General features: G+C 76.2%; 2 protein-coding genes. Both read right to left on the bottom strand.

What is annotated here, in order from left to right:
* Window positions 1-225 precede the first annotated feature (225 nt).
* Window positions 226-3,069, bottom strand: a complete 2,844-nt coding sequence (locus tag AB0E96_RS39740) for a hypothetical protein (protein ID WP_359831536.1) — start codon at window positions 3,067-3,069, stop codon at window positions 226-228.
* The coding region (locus AB0E96_RS39735) for an ABC transporter permease (protein WP_359831534.1) at window positions 3,066-3,423 on the bottom strand (358 nt) is incomplete at its 5' end. The genes AB0E96_RS39735 and AB0E96_RS39740, both read right to left, overlap by 4 nt.

Raw genomic sequence — 3,423 nt, 5'->3', positions numbered from 1 at the left:
GCAGCCGCCAACGCCCGCTCCCGCAACACCTCAAGGCTCGGCGCCTCAGTGACCGTCCGCTGCCCAGAAGCACCCATCACCGCTGATCTCCTGTCTCGACTGACTGCTTCATCGCACCGCACCGCACTGTCCCGACGGCCCGCACCGCTGTCGCGGCCGGTGCACCGCCCCCGGCCGCCGGCCGCCGTTCTCCGGCCGCGCCGCGGGCTCCCGCTGTTCCCGCTCTCATTGCCGCTCCCCCGCCCGCAGTTCGGTGGCGATCTGACGCCGGCCGGCGACCAGCGTCTCCACCACCACCCCGAGGCCGACCACCAGGGTCAGGCCCACGGTGGGCAGCAGCACCGGCAGCACCGCCGGGGTCAGGGTCTCCCGGACGGTGGCACCGACCAACGACGAGAGGTCGAAGGCGCCGCCCAGCAGGGCGACCGCCACCAGCGCCACCAGGCCACCGCCGACCGCCGCCGCCAGGGTCTGCGGCAACGCCTCGGCGATGATCAGCGCCAACCCCTGCCGGGGCCGCAACCCCATGGTCCGCAGCCGGGCGAGCACCGCCGTACGGTCCGGTGCGGCCCGCAGCAACGTCAGCAGCACGGCCAGCAGGGCGAACCCGGCGGCGGCGAAGCCCGCGTACCAGAACAACCGCCCGGCGGCGCGCTGCACCGGGTCGTCGGCCAGTGCCGCGATCGTCTCGCGGCTGCTGTGCACCACGTAGCCGGGCGGCAGCCCGGAGGTGGCCCTGCCCGCCGCCGTGGCCTCGTCGTTGACCAGCTTGGCGAGGCCCACCGCCTGCGCGCCAGTGCCGATGCCGCGCTCCATCAGCAGGGCCCGGACCCGGTCCGGCTCCACGTCGCCGACCGCGAACCATTTGTTCACCTTGGTCGCCCGCTGGAGCTCCGGCAGGTGCTCCTTCGCGGGACCGGCCGGCACCACGACGAAGGGCTTGCCCGGGTCCGGGAGGGCGGGCGTGGCGGAGACGATCCCGGCGACGCCGGTGGCCATCACGCTGCCGGTGGGCGTGCGCACCTGCGCGGCGCCCTTGGCCAGCTTGTCGGCGAGGTCCCGGCTGAACAGCGCGGGCACCGGGCTGTCCTTGCCGCCGGGAGCGTCCAGCACGGCCGGGTCGTACCCGCCGACCCCGGCGGTGCGGGAGATCTCCGCGTAGGCCTTGGGCTCGACCACCACGAGGATGGCGTCGGTGGTGCCCCGGTCGCCGCCGATGAAGGTGGCCCGCTCCTCGATCCAGGCGCCGGTCGCCGCCCGGACTCCGGGCAGCTCACCGGCCGCCTTGGTGAAGGCCTCCGGCAGGGTGGCGTAGACCGGGACGGCCACGGACACGTCGCCGCCGGTGGCGATGCGCCCGGCACGCGTCCGGGAGCGGTCCACCGTGTCGAGCACGGTGGCGCCGAATCCGGTGGCCGTGACGGCGATCAGCAGGGCGAGCAGCGGCAGCACGGAGGGCTTGCGGCGGCCCGAGTTGTCGCGGGCGGCCCGGACCAGGCCCAGGAAGCCGACCAGCCCGCGCCCCCGCCCGGCGAGGGCGGCCAGCCAGCCGACCACGAGGGGCTCGATCCGGGCCAGCAGCAGCCCGCCGGACACGGCGAGCAGCAGCGGGGAGGCCACCAGCAGCGGGTCCACGCCACCACCGGCGTGGCCGACGCCGCGGCGCCGGACCTCCGCCACGGCCGCGGCGGTCACCGCCAGCACCGCGAGTTCGCCGATCACCCGGCGCCAGCCGCCGGCCGGACGAGGACGCGCCCAGAGCAGCGCGGCCCGGGCCGGGAAGGCCAGGATCGCGAGCAGGGTCACGGCGAGTGCCAGCAGCACCGGGTTGCCCCACCGGGGGGTGGGCAGCAGCACCAGCGCCAGGGCCGTCCCCAGCACCGCGGCGGGGAGCACGGTCACGGCGCCCTCACCGAGCAGCCGCAGCAGCACCCCGCTGCGCGAACCGCCACGGGCCTGGAGCAGCCGGATCTCGCCGGCGCGGCGGTCCGTGCTGAGCGCCGCGGCCAGGCAGAGCACCACGACGGCGATGCCGGCGACGCCGGCCGGCCCGATGGCGCCCAGCGGGGCCGCGGCCTGGTAGCGGTCGGTGGCCCGGGTGAGGACGTCCGGCAACAGCGAGGTGGCGTGCAGGTCGGCCCGGAGGGTGGAGTCGATCAGGGCGGTCATGCCGGGGCCGGCCGTGTACGAGGCGAGGGCCGCGTGCGTCCGGTCGAGCCGGTCGGCCCGCAGCGCGCCGGGGTCGACGGGCAGCCGCCAGAAGTCCTGGCCGCTCGAACCCCAGCGGGCCAGCGCGGGCAGGCTGCCGCCGTCGACGAAGCCGCTGGTCCAGTACCACGCGTCGTCGCCCTTGAGGCCCAGACAGGCCCTGGCCGGGCAGCCGAGCCCCTCCCAGAAGGGGTCCTTGGGGTCATTGACCCGGTAGAGGCCGACCACGGTGCTGCGCAGCTGCACCGGACCGTCGGTGCCGCTCTCGATGACGTCACCGAGCTTGATGTTGACGGCCTCGGCGGCCTGCTGGCTCAGCACGACCGGCAGCGGGCCGTCGGCCGGGGCGGGGCCCGGCCAGGTGCCCGCGGTGAGCGTCACCCGGTCGGCGAGGCCGTCCAGGTAGTACAGGCCGAGCCTCGGGTTGGCGTGGTCGGAGAGCCGGGTGAACCCAGGGTTGAACATCGAGCGCTCGGTCTTGACCCGGGTGCCGTGGACCTGGCCGACCCGGCTCAGCGGCAGCTGCCGTCCGATCTGCGCGCCCAGCTTCTGCCCGACGGCCCGGAGGTCGTCGGCGTTGTCGTTGGGGGTCGTCTCCGAGGTGAGTTCGAGGTTGGTCACGTTGGTGCCCAGGCCGCGGGCGAACTCCTGGAGCGCGGTGTCCGCGCCCCGGTCCGCGATCCTCGGGAAGGCGGCTGCCAGGAAGACGGTCACCAGGGCGAGGGCCGCCGTGAGCAGCGCGGCCAGGGGCATCGCCCGCAGCCTGGTGCGGACCCAGGGCGCGGGCCGGTAGGCCCGTGCGGGCGCGGGCCCCTGCTCCGGGGCGGGGGTGGGCACGGTCGTGCCGGCCTGGGTGGTCACATCTCCTCCACGTGGCGCAGCCTGGCGGCCACGTCTCGACGCCGGCGCCCGATCAGGAAGGCCGACAGCAGCGGGGCGACGGCGATCGCGGTCGCGAAGAGCAGGGCCTGGCCGACGGGCAGCTCGACCAGGGCCTCGGGCAGCGGGCGCCGGGCGGCGGGCGTCAGGACGACGAACGGGACGATCAGATGGGTGAGCAGGGCGCCGAGCACCAGTCCGACGGTCCCGCCGAGGCCGACCAGCAGCGCGTTCTCGGCGGCGACGGTGCGGGCGACCTGCCGGCGCGGCGCGCCCAGGGCGAGCAGCAGCGCGGAGTCCCGGGAGCGCTCGTGGGCGGAGCCGGCCACGGCGGCG

It is taken from the genome of Kitasatospora sp. NPDC036755 (assembly GCF_040636595.1).
Taxonomy (GTDB): Bacteria; Actinomycetota; Actinomycetes; order Streptomycetales; family Streptomycetaceae; genus Kitasatospora.
This window is presented reverse-complemented; position numbering and strand designations above follow the sequence as displayed.